This window comes from Streptomyces sp. NPDC057617 (assembly GCF_042800555.1).
GTDB lineage: Bacteria > Actinomycetota > Actinomycetes > Streptomycetales > Streptomycetaceae > Streptomyces.
In genome coordinates, this window is record NZ_JBHVGV010000007.1 from 231,961 (window position 1) to 249,895 (window position 17,935).

Consider the following 17,935-nt stretch of genomic DNA (forward strand, 5'->3'; position numbering starts at 1 on the left):
ACGAGCCCCGTCAGGGCTTTTCGGGCTTGCGGGCCAGCAGGCAGGCGTGCGGTCTGTTCACGCGCCCGCCGGGCTCCTGTTCCAGTCTCGCGGTGACGACGAGTCCGGCCTGCTCCAGCAGGTCGACCATGCGGTCCAGGGGCAGAAGGTACGACTCGTAGGACACCGGACGGCCATAGCCGTGGGTCGGCTGGAGTCGCTCATCGCCGACATAGTCTCCCCAGAGCAGGTAGCCGCCGGGCGCGAGCGTCCGGTGGAACTCGGCGAACACCGCCGGCAGCCACTGCGGGGGCGTGTGGTGGGTGGAGTACCAGGCCAGAATGCCGCCGAGTTCGTCGTCCCTCATCGCCAGCGCGGTCATCGAGCCCTCGGTGAACCGCAGGTTCGGATAGGCCTGCCGGGCCAGCCCGATCATCTTCGGTGACAGATCGACACCGAAGGCGGACACCCCCAGCCCGGCCAGGTGCGCCGTCACGCGGCCGGGACCGCACCCCAGGTCCGCGACCGGCCCCAGAGCGGCGGTCCGCACGAGTTCGGCGAACCCCGCCAGCATCGCGCGTGACAGCGGGTCCATCTCGGCTGGAGACGGGACGCGTTCGAGGTAATCGGCGGCGACCGTGTCGTACGACTCGCGGACGGCGGTCAGAAAGGAGAGCTCAGCCATGCCGGCGACCCTAGAGCAGGGAACTGACAGGCCGAGGCCCCACCTTGAGTCGACCTGCGCGACGTCCACCGCTGTGGACGCCCTGCCCACACCCCGGTGATCGTTTCCGGTCACGGCACCAGCGGCACTCGCGGACAGCTCCGGTCCGCGACCACAGTCTCAGAAACCCCGACGAAAACGGCGGGCCGGGATGCCCCCGGCCCGCCGCCTCCTCACTGTCGTACGCCCATCACGCCCGTACGCCCGTCACGCCCATCCGGCCCGTCAGGCCCGGCGCGACGCCCGCGCCAGGCCCAGCAGAGCCGTCGGGCCCATCGCTCGCATCAGGCCCTGCGCGACGGCCGCGCCAGTGTGTACCCGGCGATGCCCGCGAGCGCGCCCAGCACGCCCCCCGCCACCGTCCAGATCCAGCGGTCCGTCCACCAGCCCGAGGACCAGCCGTCCTCCGGTTCCGACGCGGTCACGGCCGTCTCCGACGAGGCCGCGGTGATTCCCGGGGTGAGCGGAGCGGACAGCTTTCCGCCGACCGCGTACGCGCCGCCCGCGCCCGGCGTGGCCGCCTCGACCTCCGTCCGTACCGGCAGGCCGAGATCCTCCTCCTGCGCGTTCACGACGGTGAGGCGTACGTAGTAGCTGCCCGGCAGCGGATCGTCGGACCAGGGCTCGGCCCAGGCCCGTACCGTACGAAGCGTGCAGCGCAGCGAGACCGTGTCCGCGTCCGCGGCGACCGCCTTCGTCTGGGCGCCGCTCACACAGGGCTGGCGGCGGCGCAGCCCGTCGTAGACATCGACCTGCCAGGTCAGCGCGCCCTTCCTCGCGGCGGCGGACTCGGGCAGGGTGACCGTGGCCCGCACGGTGGGGCGCTGCCCGGCGTCGGCCGGGAAGACCCAGTAGAGATAGTCACCCGTGGAGGCCTCCGCCGACGCCGTCTGCCCCGGCTTGAAGGCGGCGGCCGTACGGAAGGACGTGCCCGCCTCGGTCGGCCCCACCGCCTCGGGCCCGTCGCCGTTCGCGGACTCCTCGGTGGCGGGTACGGGGGTCTCGTCGGCCAGGGCGGTGCCCGCCGTACCGAACAGCGCCGTACCGGACAGCAGCACCCCGGCGAGCAGCACTCTTGTGAACAGCGCCCTTGTGAGGGGACGTGTGAACAGACCGGTGATACGCATCAGTTGGTCCTCCAGACGACACGCAGGCGGGAGATCCAGCCCCACAGCAGTCCGGCGGCCAGGCCGGTGAGGACCAGGGTGCCGAGCAGCCACCAGCCGCGGCCGAGGCCGAACGCGGCGATGTCGGAGGCCGCGTCGGGCGCGTCCACCAGATCGACGGTCAGCTCGACCGGCAGACCCGGGGTGGTCTGTACGGAGTCGGGGGCGGAGAAGGCATTGCTGACCTGAAGGCAGACCGTCTCCGCGGCCGGCTTCAGCCCGTCGGCGTCGTCATCGGCCGGCGGTTTCGGGTAGCGCAGCCCCGCCGAGATCACATCGGTGCGTCCGTCGCCCGCCTCGGAGCCGCGGACGATCTCCCTGCCGTGTACGGTCACGGCGCGCAGCAGCACCCCGTAGTCCCGGTCGACGGCGCGGTCGGCGGCGACGCTCACCGAGGCGCGCAGCTCCTGGCCGGGCAGGACGTCCACGCGGTACCAGCGGTGCTCGGAGAACTTCTCGCGGTCGCTGTAGAGGCCCGGCTTGATCTGCGGCGCGTCGGCGCAGCGCGCGGCGCCCTCGGTCGCCACCGGCGTGACAACGGGGTCGGCGGCGCGGTCCACGAGCTGTTTGACACGGCCGGAGAGTTCGTCGGTGTGCCGTACGGAGGTGTAGGTGCCGCCGGTCGCCTCGGCGATACAGGTGAGCTGCCGCCGGGTCTTGGCGTCGGGCACGAGGCCGAGGGTGTCGATGGTGAGATGGATGCCCCGGGCCGCGATCTCCCGCGCGACCTCACAGGGGTCGAGCGGCGCGCAGGTGTCCTCGCCGTCGGTGATGAGGACGATACGGCGGGTCGCGTCCCCGCCTTCGAGGTCCTCGGCCGCGCCCAGGAGCGCGGGTCCGATGGGGGTCCAGCCGGTCGGAACGAGGGTGGCGACCGCGGTCTTCGCCTCCGTACGGTCCAGCGGCCCCACCGGGTAGAGCTGCCGGGTGTCCTTGCAGCCGACCTTGGTGTCCTTGCCCGGATAGTTGGCCCCGAGGGTGCGGATGCCCAGCTCCACCTCCTGCGGCACCGCGTCCAGCACCTCGTTGAACGCCTGTTTCGCCGCGGCCATCCGGGACTGGCCGTCGATGTCGCGGGCCCGCATGGAGCCGCTCACATCGAGGACGAGATCGACCTTCGGTGCCGGTTTCCCGGTAGGTTCGTCAGCGGCGGCAGCGGGAGGGAAGAGCCCTACGGCCAGAGTGGCCACCAGACCGCACAAGGCGGCTGCCGACCGGCTACTTATGATCATCGCCGGATGATACGAGAATGGCACCGGGGAACCAAACGAAGGCTGACGGTCTGTCAAGTCGATTGCGTACAAGGGAAGTTGGGGCATGAGCGGAATGAACAGGCGCCGGTTCATCGGTATGGGAGCGCTCGCCGCCGCGTCGGCCGTCGCGGCCGCGCCAGGGCCCGTCGTACCCACGTCACCGCCCCGCCCGCAGCCGACGGACAGACCGTCCGTGCCCGCCCGGTCACGCGCCGCCACCAGGCCGCTGTTCCTCGGTACGTACACCTCGGCCGCGGGCGGCGGTACCGGCGTCGGACTCGCCTCGTACGACCCGACGACCGGCGCGGTGTCCGGTACGGGAACGATCGCGGGCGTCGAGAATCCGTCGTACCTCGCCGTCCATCCCGACGGCCGCACCCTCTACACCGTCAATGAGCAGCAGAACGGCGGTGTCACCGCGATCGCCCTGGCCGAGGACGGAAAGCACCGGGTCCTGGGGACGCGGAGCACGGGCGGTGCGGGGCCCACGCATCTCTCGGTGCACCCCGGCGGGCGCTGGCTGCTGAGTGCCAACTACACCTCCGGCAGTGTGGCCGTGCATCCCATCGACGCTGCCGCGGCGGGCGCGCTGGGTGAGCGTACGGACCTGGTGCCGCACTCCGCGCCGCCGCCGGGCCCCGGCCAGAGCAGCCCGCACGCGCACCAGATCGTCACCTCGCCGGACGGCGGCCATGTCCTGGCGGTCGACCTGGGCAACGACACGGTCTACACCTACCGGCTGGACACGACGGCGGGCACGCTCGCCCAGGTCTCGTACGCGCGGCTGCGCCCCGGCGCGGGCCCGCGCCATCTCACCTTCCATCCGTCCGGCGCGTACGCCTATCTCGCCAATGAGCTGGACAACACCGCCGTGGTCTGCGCGTACGAGCCCGGGACCGGGCTGCTGACCCCCGGCGAACCGCAGCCCACCGGGGCGGGCGGCGCGGGCGACAGCTTCCCGTCCCAGCTCGTGGTCACCGCCAACGGCGCCTTCGCGTATCTCGCCAACCGCGGCCGCAACAGCCTGACCCGCTACGCGGTCGAGTCGTCGGGCGCGACGCTCCGACTCCTCGACACCGTCCCGGTGGGCGGCGACTTCCCCCGGCAGCTCGCGCTCTCGCCCGCCGGGAATCTGCTGTTCGCCGCGAACCAGCGGTCGAACTCGGTGACGGTCTTCCACGTCGACCAGGAGAGCGGCGGCCTGCGCTCCGCGGGCGAGCCGTTCCGTTCCCCGGTGGCCGTCTGCGCGCTGCCGCTGTAGGCCGCGCGCGCTCCGGGCAGGCGCGCTGCCGCTGTAGGTCGCTGTAGGCAGGCGTGCTTGCCGCTCAAGACAGGGCGGGATCTCCGGGCCGGGCGGTATTTCCACGCAGGGCGGTATGTGGTCCGGATACGGTCCTATGTACTGTTCGCGTGCATGGGAGCGCTCCCAGTGGTTGGATGGCGCCAGCCCGTTCCCCGCTCCTGGATCAGGCTCAGGCACACTCGCGACGGGAGGTCGCCCCCGATGGTGACGAAGGGACGTACGGGCCAGCCCACCCTGGAAGAAGTCGCCGCGCTCGCGGGCGTCGGCCGGGGCACGGTGTCCCGCGTCATCAACAATTCGCCGCGGGTCAAGGACACCACCCGCCATCTCGTCGAGCAGGCGATCGCCCAGCTCGGCTACATACCCAACCGCGCCGCCCGCGCCCTGGCGGGAAGCCGCAGCGATGCCGTGGCGCTGGTGATACCGGAGACCGAGAAGCGGTTCTTCGCCGAGCCCTACTTCTCCGACATCGTCCACGGCGTGGGCGACGGTCTCGCCGACACCGATCTTCAGCTACTGCTCACCCTCGTCCGTACGGAGAAGGAACGGCAGCGCTTCCTCCAGTACGCGCGCGCCCGCCGGATCGACGGGGTGCTCCTCGTCTCCCTCCATGACAACGACCCGCTGCCCGATCTGCTCGCCGGGATGGAGATGCCCACGGTCCTCAGCGGCCGCAGGTCCGGCGACGAGTCCGTGTCCTATGTGGACTCCGACAATGTCGGCGGCGCGCGTGCCGCCGTACACCATCTGTCGGCATCGGGGCGGCGCCGTATCGCCACCATCACAGGACCGCTCGACATGTATGTGGCGCAGTGCCGGCTGCGCGGATACGAGGAGGCGGTACGGGCCAGCCCCGGCGGTCCGCGCCCCGCCTGGATCGCGCATGGCGACTTCACGGAGGAGAGCGGCCGGCGGGCGATGGCCGAACTGCTCGAACGGCACCCGGACCTGGACGCGGTGTTCGCCGCCTCGGATGTGATGGCGGTGGGCGCGCTGCACACATTGCGGGCGGCGGGCCGCAGGATCCCGGAGGAGGTGGCGGTGGTGGGGTTCGACGACTCGCCCATCGCGCGCCACACGGACCCGCAGCTCACCTCGGTGCGCCAGCCGGTGGAGGAGATGGGGCGGACGATGGCCCGGGTGCTGCTGGCGTCGATCAGTGACGGGGCGTCGGCCTGGCAGCATGTGGTGCTGCGGACGGAGCTGGTGCGCAGGGCGTCGGGGTGATCCGCGCGGGCCGTGGGTGATCTTCGCAGGCCGGACCGGCTGGTGCTCAGACCGCTGAATCGATCCTGCGCCGCTCGTGAGCCCATGGGCGCGGCTCGTCGTGGTGGATCGGGGTGTGCGCGCCCGTCAGCGGGACCCCGCTGCCGCCCCGCCGTACCGCCACGATCTCCGCGGCGATCGAGAGCGCGGTCTCCTCGGGGGTACGGGCGCCGAGGTCGAGCCCGATCGGCGAGCGCAGCCGGGCCAGCTCCCGCTCGGTGACCCCGTGCTCGCGCAGCCGCCGGGCGCGGTCCTCATGGGTACGCCGGGAGCCCATCGCGCCGACGTACGCGACCGGCAGCCGCAGCGCCAGTTCCAGCAGCGGTACATCGAACTTGGCGTCGTGGGTGAGCACACACAGGACCGTACGGGCGTCGGTCGCGGCCGACTCCAGATAGCGGTGCGGCCAGTCCACGACGATCTCGTCGGCGTCGGGGAAGCGGGCGCGTGTGGCGAAGACGGGCCGCGCGTCGCAGACCGTGACGTGGTAGCCGAGGAACTTGCCGGTACGGACGAGCGCCGAGGCGAAGTCGACGGCACCGAAGACGATCATGCGCGGGGGCGGCACGCTCGACTCGACGAGCAGGGTCAGCGGCCGGCCGCAGCGCGATCCGTGCTCGCCGATGACGACGGTGTCCGTACGGCCGGAGTCCAGCAGGGCGAGGGCTTCGGCGGCGGCGGTACGGTCCAGCTCAGGGTGTCCGCCGAGGCTCCCCTCGTACGATCCGCCGGGGCGCACGAGCAGGGCGCGGCCCAGCAGTTCGGCGGGGCCTTCGGTGATCCGGGCGAGTGCGGCGGCCTCCCCGCGGGAGGCGGCGGCCAGCGCGGCGGCGAACACCGGCCGGGTGACGTCCGCCCGTACCGCCGCTCGTACCGCTCCGTCCGTCCGTACCGCTCCGTCCGCCCGTACCGCTCGGTCCGTTCGCACGGCTCGCACCTCTCGTACGGCTCGCACCGCTCGTACCGGAGTCACCAGGATGTCGATGACTCCGCCGCAGGTCAGCCCCACCGCGAAGGCGTCGTCGTCGCTGTAGCCGAAGCGCTCGACGACGGTGGCGCCGTCCTCCAGCGCCTGCCGGCACAGCTCGTACACCGCGCCCTCCACGCAGCCGCCGGAGACCGAGCCGATCACCGCGCCCCCGCTGTCGACGGCGAGCGCGGCGCCAGGACCGCGCGGCGCGCTGCCGGAGACCGCGACGACCGTGGCGACGGCGAAGTCCCGCCCCTGCCCGGCCCACCGGTGCAGTTCCTCGGCGATGTCCAGCATCTCGGTCTCCTCGGGGATCCGCCGCGCTGAGTACGGCTTCGCTGTGCTCTCAGACGCCGGTCACGGATCCGGTGTCCGCGCCTGTACCGGTGAGATGCTCCGGCCGTACCGGTGTCCTGTTCAGCTCCAGGCCCGTCGCGTTCCTGATCGCCGCGAGAATCGCGGGAGTCGAGGAGAGGGTCGGCGCCTCTCCGGCGCCGCGCAGACCGTACGGCGCGTGCTCGTCGGCGAGTTCGAGGAGGTCGACGGGGATGGTCGGGGTGTCGAGGATCGTGGGGATCAGATAGTCCGTGAAGGACGGGTTGCGTACCTTCGCGGTCACCGGGTCAACGATGATCTCCTCCATGACCGCCACGCCCAGGCCCTGCGTGGTGCCGCCCTGGATCTGGCCGATGACGGACAGCGGGTTGAGCGCCTTGCCGACATCCTGGGCGACGGCCAGTTCGACGACCTTGACCAGGCCCAGTTCCGTGTCCACCTCGACCACCGCGCGGTGCGCGGCGAACGAGTACTGGACATGCCCGTTGCCCTGTCCGGTACGGAGATCGAAGGGCTGGGTCGGGCGGTGGCGCCACTCCAGCTCCAGGTCCACCGCCTCGTCCTCCAGGACGTCCGCCAGCCCGGCGAGGACCTCCCCGCCGTCGGTGACGACCTTGCCGTCTTCGAGGAGCAGCTCGGCAGTGGCCCAGGCCGGGTGGTACGTACCGAACTTGCGCCGGCCCAGCTCCAGCACCTTCTCCCGTACCGCCTCGCAGGTGTGCTTGATCGCGCCGCCGGTCACATAGGTCTGGCGGGAGGCGGAGGTGGAACCGGCGGAGCCGACCCGGGTGTCGGCGGGGTGGATGGTGACCTGGGCGACGCCGAGTTCGGTACGGGCGATCTGCGCGTGGACGGTGACGCCGCCCTGGCCGACCTCGGCCATCGCGGTGTGGACGACCGCGACCGGCTCCCCGGCGATCACTTCGAGCCGTACGCGCGCGGTGGAGTAGTCGTCGAAGCCTTCGGAGAAGCCGACGTTCTTGATGCCGACCGCGTAGCCGACGCCCCGTACGACCCCTTCGCCGTGGGTGGTGTTGGAGAGCCCGCCGGGCAGGGCCCGTACATCCGCTTCCTCTCCGGCCACGAGCCACTGCTGCTCGGGCGGGAGGGGGCGGGCCTTGACGCGGCGCAGCAGTTCGGCGACGGGCGCCGGGGAGTCGACACGCTGTCCGGTCGGCATCAGAGTGCCCTGCTCCATGGCGTTGAGCTGCCGGAACTCCACCGGGTCCATCCCCAGCGCCGCCGCGAGCCTGTCCATCTGCGCCTCGTACGCGAAGCACGCCTGGACGGCGCCGAAGCCGCGCATCGCGCCGCAGGGCGGGTTGTTGGTGTAGAGCGCGAGCGCCTCGATGTCGACATTCTCGATGGCGTACGGGCCGGCGGAGAGGGAGGCGGCGTTGCCGACGACGGCCGGGGACGAGGAGGCGTACGCGCCGCCGTCCAGCACGATCCGGCACTTCATGTGCGTGATCCTGCCGTCGCGGGTGGCGCCGTGTTCGTAGCGGAGCTTCGCGGGGTGGCGGTGGACATGGCCGAAGAACGACTCGAACCGGTTGTAGACCATTTTGACCGGCTTGCCGGTACGCAGCGCCAGCAGACAGCCGTGGATCTGCATCGACAGGTCCTCGCGGCCGCCGAAGGCCCCGCCGACCCCGGAGAGGGTCATGCGGACCTTCTCCCCGGGCAGGCCGAGGACGGGCGCGATCTGGCGGAGGTCGGAGTGCAGCCACTGGGTGGCGACATAGAGGTCGACGCCGCCGTCCTCGGCGGGCACCGCGAGTCCGGACTCGGGACCGAGGAAGGCCTGGTCCTGCATGCCGAAAACATACTCGCCGGTGACGATCACATCGGCGCGGGCGGCGGCCGCGGCGGCGTCGCCGCGGACGATGGGCTGGCGGTGCACGATGTTGGGGTGCGGGACATGGCCGCTGTGGTGGTCGGCGCGGTTCTCATGGATGAGGGGCGCGCCGGGCGCGGTGGCTGAGGCCTCGTCGGTGACGACGGGCAGTTCGGCGTAGTCGACCCGGATCTTGGCGGCGGCGCGGCGGGCGGTCTCGGGGTGGTCGGCGGCGATGACCGCGACCGGTTCGCCGTGGTGCCGGACCTTGCCATGGGCGAGGACGGGGGTGTCCTGGATCTCCAGACCGTAGTTCTTCACCGGGGTGGGGAGGTCGTCATAGGTGAGGACGGCGTAGACGCCCGGGGTGGCGAGTGCCTCCGCGATGTCAATGGATCTTATGGCTGCGTGCGCCGTGGTGGAGCGCAATGTGTGGCCCCACAACATGTCGTCGTGCCACATGTCCGAGGCGTACGCGAACTCGCCGGTGACCTTGAGGGTGCCATCGGGCCGGAGGGTCGATTCGCCGATGCCGCCGCTGGTGCGGGAGCCCTGGCTGAGGCTGGTGGGGGTGCCGGTGGTAGGCATCGCTTCAGACCGCCTCTTCCTGCCGGGCGGCCGCGAGGCGCACCGCGTCGAGGATCTTCTCGTAACCGGTGCAGCGGCAGAGGTTGCCGGAGAGCGCCTCGCGGATGTCGGCGTCGCTCGGGGAGGGGTTGCGCTCCAGCATCTCGTCGGCGGCGACCAGCAGCCCGGGGGTGCAGAAACCGCACTGGACGGCGCCCGCGTCGATGAACGCCTGCTGGATCACGGACAGGCCGCCGCCGTCGCCGGACGGTGCCCCGCCGTCGCCGGGCCGGGCGTCTCCGGAAGCACCGGAGTCGCGCTGCCGGGCGTAGTCGGCGAGGCCCTCGACCGTGATGACCTCACGGCCCTCGGCCTGCCCGGCCGCCACCAGACAGGCACAGACCGGGACGCCATCGAGCCGTACCGTACAAGAACCGCATTCGCCCTGCTCACAGGCGTTCTTGGAGCCCGGCAGGCCCAGCCGCTCGCGCAGGACGTACAGCAGGCTCTCGCCCTCCCACACATCGTCGGCCACCTGCTCACGCCCGTTGACCGTGAATGTCACCCGCATGGCTACGCGGCTCCTTCCAGGGTGCGGCCGCCCCGGCGGTACTGCTCCCAGGTCCAGTTGAGCTGGCGGCGGGCCATGATGCCGACCGCGTGGCGGCGGTACGCGGCGGTGCCGCGCACATCGTCGATGGGGTTGCAGGCGGCCGAGACGAGCGTGGCGAACTGCCGGGCGACGGACGGCGTGATGACCTTGCCGCTCTCCCAGAAGCCGCCCTCGTCGAGCGCCGCGTTCAGAAAGTCTTCCGCCGCACTGGCCCGTACGGGGGTGGGGGCGGCGGAGCCGATACCGGTCCGTACGGTACGGGTCGCGGGGTGCAGGGCGAGCCCGAAGGCACAGACGGCGATGACCATCGCGTTACGCGTACCGACCTTGGAGAACTGCTGCGGACCGTCCGCTTTCCTGATGTGAACGGATCTGATCAGTTCGTCGGCGGCGAGGGCATTGCGCTTCACCCCGGTGTAGAAGTCGTCGATCGGGATACGGCGGCTGCCGCGTACCGACTCGACCTCGACCTCGGCGCCCGCGGCCAGCAGCGCCGGATGCGCGTCGCCGGCCGGAGAGGCCGTGCCCAGGTTGCCGCCGACGCCGCCGCGGTTGCGGATCTGCGGCGAGGCGACGGTGTGCGAGGCGAGCGCCAGCCCCGGCAGCGCGGCCCTGAGGTCCTCCATGATGCGGGTGTACGGGACGGAGGCGCCCAGTTCGACGGTCTCCGCGCCGACCGCCCACTCGCTCAGCTCGCCGATCCGGTTCAGGTCGAGCAGATACTCCGGGCGCCGGTGATCGAAGTTGATCTCGACCATGATGTCCGTACCGCCCGCGATGGGGACGGCCGTGGGGTGCGCGGCCTTGGCGGCGAGCGCCTCCTCCCAGCTCGCTGGGCGAAGGAAGTCCATGAGTGCTCTCTTCTGATCGTTGGCGATTCGCTGGGCGATGGCGATTCGTCGTGATCTGATCGTTGACGATCGGGGCTTTTCATGAGCTGTTAACGCGCTGTGGCTCCAGTACACAAGGAGTGCTCCGGCTGGTGCAGTCACCGAAACCATGAAGGAGTTGGCTGGCCGTCTTCAGGGTCTTGTAGATTCGAACGAAACCACGAGAGAGATCGGCGACAACGAGATGCGGCTGCGCGCACTGCTGGACACCGATGCGCTGGGGCTGCGGCTGCTCGGCGGCGAGGACGAGCTGGACCGGTCCGTGCGCGGGGTGATGACCACCGATCTACGTGATCCGAGCCGTTATCTCTCCGGCGGTGAACTGGTCCTCACCGGTCTCGCCTGGCGGCGGCGGGCCGAGGAATCCGAACCGTTCGTCCGTGTTCTCGTCGCCGCCGGGGTCGCCGCCCTCGCCGCCGGTGAGGCCGAGCTGGGCGAGGTGCCGGACGATCTGATCGTGGCATGCGCACGCCATCGACTTCCGCTGTTCGCGGTGAGCGAGGCGGTGGCGTTCGCGACGATCACCGAGTATGTGGTCCGCCAGGTGTCCGGGGAGCGGGCCGGGGATCTGGCGGCGGTGGTCGAGCGCCACCGCAGGCTGATGACGGCGGGACCGGCGGGCGGCGGCCCGGACGTGGTCCTGGATCTGCTCGGCTCCGATCTCGATCTGCGTGCCTGGGTGCTCTCCCCCACCGGCCGGCAGATCGCGGGCGCCGGGGAGCCGCTGCCCGCGGCCCGCGCCGCCGCGCTCGCCGGGGAGCATCTCGCCGCGACCCGCGCGGGGCGCCGGAGCCCGTACCGTACGAGCGTCGACGGCACGGCGTACTCCCTCTTCCCGGTGCGCGAGCCGGGGCGCGGGGCCCCCGCCCTCGCCTCACCCGATGTGCGCGAGACCGTGCTCTCCGACTGGCTGCTGGCGGTCGAGGCGGACGCGGGTGACTGGCCGGCGGCCCGGCTCGATCTGCTCCGGGGTGTCACCCAGCTCATCGCGGTGGAGCGGGACCGGCGGGACGCGGCCCGCGCGGTACGGCGCCGGCTCGCCCAGGATGTGGTGGAGCTGGTCCAGGCGGCCGCGGCGCCGGCCGAGATCGCGGCGCGGCTGAGGGTGGCCGCTCCGGTGCTGCTGCCGGGGCTGACGACGGCGCCGCACTGGCAGGTCGTGGTGGCCACGGTGGAGTGGGCCGGGGACGGTGGCTCCGACCAGGGCGGTCGGGGTGGTCACAGCGGTACGGGTGCGGGTACGGAGGTGAGGGGCGGCCCGGTCGCGCAGGCGGTGCTTGAGGAGATCCTGGCCGGCCCGGCGACGGCGGGGACCGGGGCGGCGGGAGCGGCGACGGAGGCCAGGGCGGCGCGGGCAGTGGCGGGGGCCTGGGCAGGGGCGGCTGTGGCGGACTCACCCGATCGAATTGCGGTGGCCCGGACGGGTGACGAGGCGGTCGCGCTCGTACCGCTTCCGGCCATGCCCGCGGTGCTGCTCGGACTGCCCGACGGATCCGACGCCGATCCCGACCCCGCTCCCGAACCCGGTCTGCACGCGGACACGCTGCTGGCCGCCGTTCGGGACCCCCTGTCGGCGGGGCTCGCCGACGACGGACGGCTCACCCTGGGGGTCAGCGCGGTCGTCCACTCGGCGGAGGGTCTGCGCGGCGCCCTGGAGGAGGCCCGGCACGCCCGCCGGGTGGCGGCGGCCAGGGCCGGGCGGGTCTGCGCGGCGGGCCACCACGAGCTGGCGTCGCATGTCCTGCTGCTGCCCTTCGTGCCCGACGATGTGCGCCGGGCGTTCACCGCGCGGCTGCTGGACCCGCTCCGCGCCTACGACCGGCGCCATCGCGCGGAGCTGATCCCCACCCTGGAGGCATTCCTCGACTGCGACGGCTCCTGGACGCGGTGCGCGGCCAGACTGCATCTGCATGTGAACACGCTGCGCTACCGAGTGGGCAGGATCGAACAGCTCACCGGCCGGGATCTGTCACGCCTGGAAGACAAGCTGGATTTCTTCCTGGCCCTGAGGATGAGCTGAGCTGAGCCGCTGTCCGGTCGGCCGGGGGCATGCGGTCCGTCCGGGTGCCGTCGGCGTGGTGGCATCGTGGCCTGGTGGCGTGGTGGCGTAGTGGGCTGGTGGCCTGGTGGCCGAAAGGCTTCGTTCACAACGACCCTCGCCAAGTGCCATGTCCAGGCCGGTTGACGCGGTCACCCGATACGGGCACGGAAAAGATCCGCCACATCCCCGGACAGCCGTCCCGCCACCCGGGCCGCCCGCGCCACTGACCGTACAACCGCCATCGCCGCAGGTGACAGCCCCTCCGGTGGCCCCGGACCCGCTCGCCGGCACCCCCGCGCGCCCCCTCTGCCGCCCTTCAGGACCGACGCCGCAACCCAAGTGATTGTGAAATTTTTCACCTGACCTATTGGCCCGGCATGCCCATCCGTGCTGAGATGCGTCCACACTCAACAGCACAATGGCGCGCTCGGGGAGGGCAATGTGGCGCATACCGCCATGTCTGGTTCCGGAACCACCGCTGGTGACAACCCACTCCAGACCGCGGTATGGCGGCTGCGCTCGCGCGGCTGTTGGACCGACGCAGCGGCCCTGCTCGCACCGCACGCCGCCGCCCCGGCGCCCGCACTCCAGCGGGCCTCGCTGCTCGTCGAGCGCTGTCTGTTCACCGGGACCGGCTGGCCGGAGGCCGAGGACGCGCTGCGCTCCGCGGAGGCCACGGCCCGCGAGGACGACGAGCGCGGCGCCGCCGCCTGCGAACGCGGCCATCTCGCGTACGCGTCGACCGTCCTCGGTGTGCGCGACCGCGCGGACGAGGCCCGCGCCGCTCTCGGCAGAGCGGCTGCCCTGCTCCATCCGACGGCGCCCGCCCGTGCCCTGCTCGACTTCAGGCGCGGGCTGATCGCGGAGCACCTCTCGGACTCCCCGCAGTCCGCGCGCGCCGCGTACCGCCGCGCCCACGCCGCCGCCACCGCGCACGGCGAGACGCTGCTGCTCTCCTTCACCTGGCGCCATCTCGCCGGGCTGGCCCTGCGGGAGGGCGAACTGTCGGAGGCGCGGCACGGCTTCAGCGAGTCGCTCCGTATCCGCGAGGAGCTGGGCTATCTGGTCGGTACGGCTCCGGCGCTGGCGGCGCTGGCCGACGCCGAGCCGGAACCGGAGGCATCCCGGCTGCGCGCGGAGGCGGGCCGTCTGTTCCGGCTGTTGGGCGGCGTACCGACCTGGCTGGCGGACCAGCTCGCACCACCGCCGGCCCCGGCGGTCTGACCTGCGGGACGCCTGCCGCGCACTCCTCTTCATGCACCACGTGAGCGTTTGAGCGCGAGGGCCTGGACGTCAGCGCGAGGTGTGCGGGTCTCCGTGCCAGGAGTGCCACAGCTCGGCGTACGGGCCGCCCGCCGCCACCAGGGTGTCGTGCGTGCCGAGTTCGGTCAGCCTGCCGTCGTCCATCACCGCCACCCGGTCCGCGTCGCGCGCGGTGTCCAGCCGGTGGGCGATGGCGATGACCGTACGGCCTTCGAGGACGGCGGCCAGCGCGCGTTCCGCGTGGCGCGCGGTCGCCGGGTCGAGCAGGGCCGTCGCCTCGTCGAGGATGAGGGTGTGCGGATCGGCCAGCACCACGCGTGCCAGGGCGAGTTGCTGGGCGCGGGCGCCGTCGATACGTACGTCCCCCGCGCCCGTCGCCGTCGCGCCCGGCACGGTGTCGAGGCCGTCCGGCAGGTCTTCGATCCAGTCCGCGCCGACGGCGTCGAGCGCCGCGCGTATCTCCTCGTCCGTGGCGCCGGGCGCGGCGATCAGCAGGTTGTCGCGGATGGTGTCGGTGAAGACATGGTGCTCCTGGGTCACCAGGACGACCTGGCGGCGCAGTTGACCGGGGTCGAGGTCCGCGATCGGGACGCCGCCCACGGTCACCGAGCCCGCGCGCGGCCGGTCGGCACCGGCCAGCAGCCTGCCCAGGGTGGACTTCCCGGCGCCGGAAGGGCCCACGACGGCGAGCCGTTCGCCGGGCCGTACGGTCAGATCGACCCCGCGCAGCACATCGCGCGACTCGGCGCGCCCGTTCTCATAGGCGTACCACACACCCTCCACCGCGATCCGGTCGTCGGAGGGTGTGGGCCCGCCACACTGCGGTGTGCTCGGGGCCAGCGCCAGCCCCTCCACCCGGGCGAAGGAGGCGCCACTGCTCTGTAGTTGCTCCACCCACAGCAGGATGGTGTCCAGTGGTTGCGACAACTGCCGCAGATACAGCGCGCAGGAGACCACCGCGCCGAGACTGACGACACCCGCGCCGTCGGCGCCCCCGCCGCCCCCGAGCAGCAGGCCGCCTGCCAGCAGTACCGCGACGACCGGGATCTCGTACGACACCTCCACCGACGGGAAGAGCACACTGCGCAGGGACAGCGTCCGCAGACGGGTCCGCCTGGCCCGCTCGACCGCTTCATGGCAGACCGCGATCCGCCGCCGCTGGAGGCCGAACGCCTCGACCGTACGGGCACCGGACGCGGTCGCGGAAAGGACCTCCGCCATCGTCGAGTTGGCCTCGCCCTCCGTCAGATACGCGGCGGGCGCACGGCGCAGATACCAGCGCGTGGCGAACCAGATGCCGAGCAGACCGAGCACCCCGCAGCCGCCGAGCAGCGGATCGAGGACGAAGACCGCGCCGAGGATGAACAGCGCCTGTACGGCGGCGATGAACACATCGGGCCCGGCGTCGCGCAGGGCGGTGCTGACGGCGGAGACATCGGTGGTGCCGCGTGCGGCGAGGTCGCCCGTACCGGCGCGTTCGACGACCGGGGCGGGCAGCGCGAGTGCGCGGTCGACGAGCTGTTCGCGGATACGGGCGGAGGTGCGCTCGCCGAAACGATGGCCGACGAGACGGGCGTACCGGGCGAGCACGAGCTGGGCCGCGGAACAGAGCAGGATGACGAGCGCGTACCGGTCCACGGTGGCGACCAGGCCGCCCGCCCGGACGGTGTTGATGACGCTCCCGGGCAGCCAGGGGCCGACGAGTCCGGCCGCCGCGGCGAGTGCGTTGAGTGCGATGGCGGCGGCGAAGGCGCGCCCGTCCTGCCGGATGAGACGGACTGCCGCACGGCGCACCTGGGGCGGCTCGGCGACGGGAAGGTGCGCTTTCTTGACGGCCGTCAACGGACCGGCTCCTTCTCGTGCGGGTACGGTCCGTCCTCCGCGCCCCGGGACACCAGCGCCCGGTAGCCGGGCTGTGCGCGGAGCAGTTCATGGTGGGTGCCGGTCGCGGCGGCGCGGCCGTCGACCAGGTAGTGCACGGTGTCCGCGTGCTCAAGCAGCAGCGGCGAGGTGCTGGTGACGAGCGTCGTACGGCCGGTACGGGCGGCCCGCAGCCGCGCGGCGAGCGCGGCCTCGGTGTGGGCGTCGACCGCCGAGGTGGGTTCGACGGCGAGGAGCACCTCGGGGTCGGCGAGCAGGACCCGCATCAAGCGCACGCGCTGGCGCTGGCCGCCGGAGAGATTGCGGCCCTGCGCGTGGATCTCCGAGTCGAGGCCGTCCGGCAGACCGAGGACGATGTCCCGCGCGACGGCCGCGTGGACGGCGGCTTCGATGGATTCCGCGTCCGGGTCGCGGCAGCCGGCGACGATGTCGCGGAGTGTTCCGGCGAACAGGTCGGCCTCGTTGTCCGCGACGAGGATCCGCTCGCGTACCTGGGAGAGGGGGATCTCGTCGAGCCGTATCCCGCCCCAGGTCGCCTCCGAGGCGGTGAAGCGGCCCAGGCGGTCGACCACGTCCGAGGCGTCCGAGGGGCGCGAACCGACCAGCGCCGTCAGCGACTTGGGTGCCACCTCGACCCCGGAGGCCGGATCACGCAGCGGGGCCGGCGAGGCGGGCGCCTCCCGCAGGGCCTCCCCCGACGGGGCCGCGGTCCCCGACTCCCCTTCCCCGGGCGCGACTTCGGGTTCCAGGTCCAGGAACCGTACGACCCGCCGCGCGCTCACCAGCCCGCGGCTCAGGTCGTACCCGCCCTCGATGAAGAACGACACGGGCACGACGAGCACGGCGACGTACCCGTACACCGCCGCCAACTCGCCGACGCTGATGGCCCCCTGGGCGGCGAGCCGGGCCGCCAGCCAGGTGACGGCGGCGAGGAACAGCGCGGGAAGGCCGAGTCCGAGCGCGTCGATCCAGCTCGTCACCGCCCCGACGCGGTAGCCCTCCTCCCGTACCCGCGCCGAATCGCGCCGGTAGCGGGCGGCGTACACGTCCTTGCCGCCGAGCCCGCTCAGCACGCGCAGCCCGCCGACGATGTCGACGAACCGTCCCGCGAGGGCGCCCTGCCGCTCCCGGTACGCGGTCTCCGCGTGCTGCAACCGCCCCAGCAGCGGCCCCACCAGGAGCGCGAGCAGCGGCACTCCGAGCAGCACGACCGCGGCGAGGACCGGTGAGACGGACAGCAGCAGCGCGGCGACGACGAGACAGGCCAGCACCCCGCCGACCCCGGGGCCGGTCATGGTCAGCGTCCGGCTCATCATGCTGACGTCGGACATGCCGATCGTGACGACCTCACCGGCGGTGACCCGGCGGGGCAGCGTGGCGCCGAGCCTGACGGCCTGTCGGACGACGACCCGTACCGTACGGAAGGTGGCGTCCATCCGGACGCGGGTCATGGTGCGATGGCGCATGACGCCGATCCAGGCGTTGAACACCCCGGCTCCGAGCAGCGCTCCGGTCCAGCCGACGAGCGCGCCTCTGTCGCCCGGTACGAGCCCGTCGTCGATCGCGCGCGACAGCAGATACGGCGGAAGGGTCAGCCCGGTCATCCACACGCTGCCGTACGTCGCGCCGGCGGCTACCCGACCCCGCTGACTGGTCGCCAGCCACCAGAGGTACCGTCCTGCACTACGGCGATCCGGAACCCCCGGATCCATGTACGAGTCACCCACTCCCCGCACCCTAACGACCCGGGGCCCCCGGGCACCAACAACCCCAAAGAGGGAGCCTTGCTGAATTTCCGTCAGAAGCCAGATAGGGAGCAGATCGGCATGGACGCCGAGCCTTGGTG

The 17,935-nt window shown here is 72.3% G+C and carries 13 protein-coding genes; 4 read left to right on the top strand and 9 right to left on the bottom strand.

What is annotated here, in order from left to right; translation table 11 throughout:
* Window positions 1–10 precede the first annotated feature (10 nt).
* The 3 genes from ACFU9P_RS19505 to ACFU9P_RS19515 all read right to left on the bottom strand — a co-directional run bounded on the left by ACFU9P_RS19505 (window position 11) and on the right by ACFU9P_RS19515 (window position 3,101).
* Window positions 11–664: a class I SAM-dependent methyltransferase gene (locus ACFU9P_RS19505; RefSeq protein WP_384082323.1), complete on the bottom strand. Its 654-nt coding sequence runs from the start codon at window positions 662–664 to the stop codon at window positions 11–13.
* 323 nt (window positions 665–987) lie between these two features.
* Window positions 988–1,830 (bottom strand): hypothetical protein, encoded by an 843-nt coding sequence (locus ACFU9P_RS19510; protein ID WP_384082326.1) that lies wholly within the window; start codon window positions 1,828–1,830, stop codon window positions 988–990.
* Window positions 1,830–3,101, bottom strand: a complete 1,272-nt coding sequence (locus ACFU9P_RS19515; RefSeq protein WP_376380606.1) for a VWA domain-containing protein — start codon at window positions 3,099–3,101, stop codon at window positions 1,830–1,832. The genes ACFU9P_RS19510 and ACFU9P_RS19515 overlap by 1 nt, the downstream gene beginning before the upstream one ends.
* Before the next feature lie 85 nt (window positions 3,102–3,186).
* Between ACFU9P_RS19515 and ACFU9P_RS19520 the strand changes: the two genes are divergently transcribed.
* Window positions 3,187–4,383 (top strand): lactonase family protein, encoded by a 1,197-nt coding sequence (locus ACFU9P_RS19520; RefSeq protein ID WP_384082329.1) that lies wholly within the window; start codon window positions 3,187–3,189, stop codon window positions 4,381–4,383.
* A gap of 243 nt (window positions 4,384–4,626) precedes the next feature.
* Window positions 4,627–5,652, top strand: a complete 1,026-nt coding sequence (locus tag ACFU9P_RS19525; RefSeq protein ID WP_384082332.1) for a LacI family DNA-binding transcriptional regulator — start codon at window positions 4,627–4,629, stop codon at window positions 5,650–5,652.
* Between the two features lie 46 nt (window positions 5,653–5,698).
* Here the strand turns inward: ACFU9P_RS19525 and ACFU9P_RS19530 are convergent, their stop codons facing one another.
* The 4 genes from ACFU9P_RS19530 to ACFU9P_RS19545 are packed head-to-tail and all read right to left on the bottom strand — an operon-like array spanning window position 5,699 to window position 10,865.
* On the bottom strand, window positions 5,699–6,958 hold the full coding sequence (locus ACFU9P_RS19530; RefSeq protein WP_384082335.1) for an XdhC family protein: 1,260 nt from the start codon (window positions 6,956–6,958) through the stop codon (window positions 5,699–5,701).
* A 49-nt stretch (window positions 6,959–7,007) separates the two neighbouring features.
* Window positions 7,008–9,422 (bottom strand): xanthine dehydrogenase family protein molybdopterin-binding subunit, encoded by a 2,415-nt coding sequence (locus ACFU9P_RS19535; RefSeq protein WP_384082338.1) that lies wholly within the window; start codon window positions 9,420–9,422, stop codon window positions 7,008–7,010.
* Between the two features lie 4 nt (window positions 9,423–9,426).
* Window positions 9,427–9,972 (bottom strand): (2Fe-2S)-binding protein, encoded by a 546-nt coding sequence (locus ACFU9P_RS19540; protein WP_384082341.1) that lies wholly within the window; start codon window positions 9,970–9,972, stop codon window positions 9,427–9,429.
* A gap of 2 nt (window positions 9,973–9,974) precedes the next feature.
* Window positions 9,975–10,865, bottom strand: a complete 891-nt coding sequence (locus ACFU9P_RS19545; protein WP_384082344.1) for an FAD binding domain-containing protein — start codon at window positions 10,863–10,865, stop codon at window positions 9,975–9,977.
* A 223-nt stretch (window positions 10,866–11,088) separates the two neighbouring features.
* Between ACFU9P_RS19545 and ACFU9P_RS19550 the strand changes: the two genes are divergently transcribed.
* Both ACFU9P_RS19550 and ACFU9P_RS19555 read left to right on the top strand, forming a co-directional pair.
* The gene (locus ACFU9P_RS19550) at window positions 11,089–12,924 is read left to right on the top strand and encodes a PucR family transcriptional regulator (RefSeq protein ID WP_384082698.1); all 1,836 of its coding nucleotides are present in this window, start codon (window positions 11,089–11,091) and stop codon (window positions 12,922–12,924) included.
* 477 nt (window positions 12,925–13,401) lie between these two features.
* Window positions 13,402–14,169: a hypothetical protein gene (locus ACFU9P_RS19555; RefSeq protein WP_376380586.1), complete on the top strand. Its 768-nt coding sequence runs from the start codon at window positions 13,402–13,404 to the stop codon at window positions 14,167–14,169.
* A 69-nt stretch (window positions 14,170–14,238) separates the two neighbouring features.
* Here the strand turns inward: ACFU9P_RS19555 and ACFU9P_RS19560 are convergent, their stop codons facing one another.
* Complete coding sequence (locus ACFU9P_RS19560) at window positions 14,239–16,050, bottom strand: ABC transporter ATP-binding protein (protein ID WP_384082347.1); 1,812 nt, start codon at window positions 16,048–16,050, stop codon at window positions 14,239–14,241.
* Window positions 16,047–17,816, bottom strand: coding sequence for an ABC transporter transmembrane domain-containing protein (locus ACFU9P_RS19565; RefSeq protein WP_384082350.1), 1,770 nt, complete (start codon window positions 17,814–17,816; stop codon window positions 16,047–16,049). Before ACFU9P_RS19565 ends, ACFU9P_RS19560 begins: the two co-directional genes overlap by 4 nt.
* Window positions 17,817–17,935: the final 119 nt, after the last annotated feature.

Coding starts and splice junctions, on each gene's coding strand:
- ACFU9P_RS19555 (WP_376380586.1), top strand. CDS start 13,402: ATGTCTGGTTCCGGAACCACCGCTGGTGACAACCCACTCCAGACCGCG.
- ACFU9P_RS19505 (WP_384082323.1), bottom strand. CDS start 664: ATGGCTGAGCTCTCCTTTCTGACCGCCGTCCGCGAGTCGTACGACACG.
- ACFU9P_RS19550 (WP_384082698.1), top strand. CDS start 11,089: ATGCGGCTGCGCGCACTGCTGGACACCGATGCGCTGGGGCTGCGGCTG.
- ACFU9P_RS19510 (WP_384082326.1), bottom strand. CDS start 1,830: ATGCGTATCACCGGTCTGTTCACACGTCCCCTCACAAGGGCGCTGTTC.
- ACFU9P_RS19540 (WP_384082341.1), bottom strand. CDS start 9,972: ATGCGGGTGACATTCACGGTCAACGGGCGTGAGCAGGTGGCCGACGAT.
- ACFU9P_RS19530 (WP_384082335.1), bottom strand. CDS start 6,958: ATGCTGGACATCGCCGAGGAACTGCACCGGTGGGCCGGGCAGGGGCGG.
- ACFU9P_RS19525 (WP_384082332.1), top strand. CDS start 4,627: ATGGTGACGAAGGGACGTACGGGCCAGCCCACCCTGGAAGAAGTCGCC.
- ACFU9P_RS19545 (WP_384082344.1), bottom strand. CDS start 10,865: ATGGACTTCCTTCGCCCAGCGAGCTGGGAGGAGGCGCTCGCCGCCAAG.
- ACFU9P_RS19520 (WP_384082329.1), top strand. CDS start 3,187: ATGAGCGGAATGAACAGGCGCCGGTTCATCGGTATGGGAGCGCTCGCC.
- ACFU9P_RS19535 (WP_384082338.1), bottom strand. CDS start 9,422: ATGCCTACCACCGGCACCCCCACCAGCCTCAGCCAGGGCTCCCGCACC.
- ACFU9P_RS19515 (WP_376380606.1), bottom strand. CDS start 3,101: ATGATCATAAGTAGCCGGTCGGCAGCCGCCTTGTGCGGTCTGGTGGCC.